2 protein-coding genes are annotated in these 2,110 nt (G+C 32.1%); one reads left to right on the top strand and one right to left on the bottom strand.

Translation table 11 applies throughout. The features are described 5' to 3' along the window. Nucleotides 1–273: 273 nt before the first annotated feature. Nucleotides 274–1,353, bottom strand: a complete 1,080-nt coding sequence (locus EEJ45_RS17955) for a C39 family peptidase (protein WP_124566115.1) — start codon at nt 1,351–1,353, stop codon at nt 274–276. 147 nt (nt 1,354–1,500) lie between these two features. Here EEJ45_RS17955 and EEJ45_RS17960 point away from each other — a divergent pair, with 147 nt between their 5' ends. Continuing rightward, nucleotides 1,501–1,884, top strand: coding sequence for a hypothetical protein (locus EEJ45_RS17960; protein WP_124566116.1), 384 nt, complete (start codon nt 1,501–1,503; stop codon nt 1,882–1,884). Nucleotides 1,885–2,110: the final 226 nt, after the last annotated feature.

The raw sequence follows: 2,110 nt of genomic DNA on the forward strand, positions 1-2,110 counted from the left end.
TTGAAGAAGCAGTCACGAGCTTTCTGACTGAAGTCTCAGCTACGCCGGCAGCTGTGCTGCAGCGTCTCGGCATTCACTGAGCGCCGTATGTCGAAAAATTAAATCACTTATATATAATATTTAGACACCTCAAAAATAAAATGGACACCTATGAAAGGTATCCATTTATTTCAAGAATTATTGAATTGCATTTAAGAAACTATTCAAACATATAAATTACAATTACTTAATTTTACCAATGTCTTTTTGAAGATAACTATAATCAATGTCAATTTAATTTGGTTGTACCTTTATTACATAGTCAAAATAAGAAGTCCATTTAATCCAGTAATCTACAGGAGTGCTGCTCCATGTATCATGTAAGATTACTTGGCGATACCAAGTAAAATCGCTAGTATTGTAATATTCTTCATAGCCAACGCCAGTCATTGCATGATCACCCCAAACTGGATGATTGGCAGTTGTAACCCAATCAGGTCTACCTGCATTAATTTCGTTTATATGAGTACTAAAAGAACCCGAATAAGTAGTTACTGTTACTCCGTATCCCCTTGCTCCCCAAAAATTTATCATTCCAGTTCTCATGTTAGAAACAGAGGTTCCCCCGGTACTACGATTTGTGTTCATACTTGTAGCTAATTGGTCAATCAAACTGTGAGTAGTTTGAGATGTACCAACAAGGTTGGGATATCCTCGGCTATCCCAATATTTTACGATATTTGCTCCTGAAGTTGGCGCACAACCGATATCCCATGTATAATCCGGTACACCAGAAATAAGCTTATATTTGTAGTTAGTGACTGCTTGTGTACCAATTTGCTCGGGTTCTACAGTTGAGGTAGCATCTGCATATTTTTCAATATTTTCATAGCTTAATGGTGCATTTGATTTTAGTTTTGATTTTTTTTCAACTTTTTTATTACTTAAACTCATAGCATACTCGTTATCTACTTTGCTAAAGTGCAGTACGGGTCCAACATAAATGCTGTCACTTTCTTTTACATCAACATAGGGATTAGAACCTTCCCTAGTAGACTCTAAAACACCAGGAATCTCAGGAATAGCACTAATAATAATATAGCCTTGATCTTTACCTTGATTTTTTACTTGAAATAAATAAGAGGTTAGATTTCCATCAAAGTCATATAGTTTTTTACCTTTTTCTAAACTTGCATTTTTCCACCCGTCAAAAGAATTTTGAGAAACAGTTATTAAGTAGTCCATTGCAAAATGTTCGGCATTTTTTAAAGTGACATTATCAACTTTACTAGATGCGCTTGAAATAATACCATTTGACATTATAATGCTGAACAATAAAAGCAACGTACCTAAAAATACAAATAAACGTTTCACACACGACACTCCTTATAAATTATTTTTCTGCATTTATATATTTAGATATGAATTGAATAATTTCCTTTTTCTTCAAAATAATATTTTGATTATTTTTAATTTTCTGTTTTATAGCATATAATTAATATGGACTAGGAGGAGGGATTAGTGTTGAAAGTATTTTCATTTTTACTAATAGCTATCGTATTATCGGTTATTACAGCTTGTGAATTCACTACAAATGAAACAAAGTGGGATAGTTTTAATAATTTTATTACTAAAGGAGAAAAGAATATTATTGAACTTAGGGATGGTAAAACTGGAAAGACTGTTGAAATAGTCGAAGAAGAAAAGGTGAAAGAGTTTCTATTATTATTTGAAAAAATAAATTTATTAAAAGTCTCAGATGAAGAAATTAAAGGATACCAGTATCTTGCTAACATTGGATCTGACCAAATTCTTTTTTTTAATAAAATGATAAAGATAAATGATCAATATTATGAAACAGATAAAGAAGTTCCGGTAGAAAAAATAAAAAAATATTTCGAATAGTTTTAGGACTAGAATGTAGGTATAAGCCAATCTCTTTTTACAATGAGATTGGCTATTTACTTTTGATATACTTAACGTTGTAAATCCGCATTTTCCTGACGGTACCCCATGCCCATCAAGCTAACGAAACAAGTTTCCCCTAAAATGAAAAAAACGTTATTCTTTCAGGAAAATACTCGAAAAGGATGACGTTTTTTTATGGACCTCTCGCTTTCTGAAGAATTAC

The organism is Ectobacillus antri (assembly GCF_003852715.1).
In the GTDB taxonomy this organism is placed as follows: Bacteria; Bacillota; Bacilli; order Bacillales; family Bacillaceae_G; genus Ectobacillus; species Ectobacillus antri.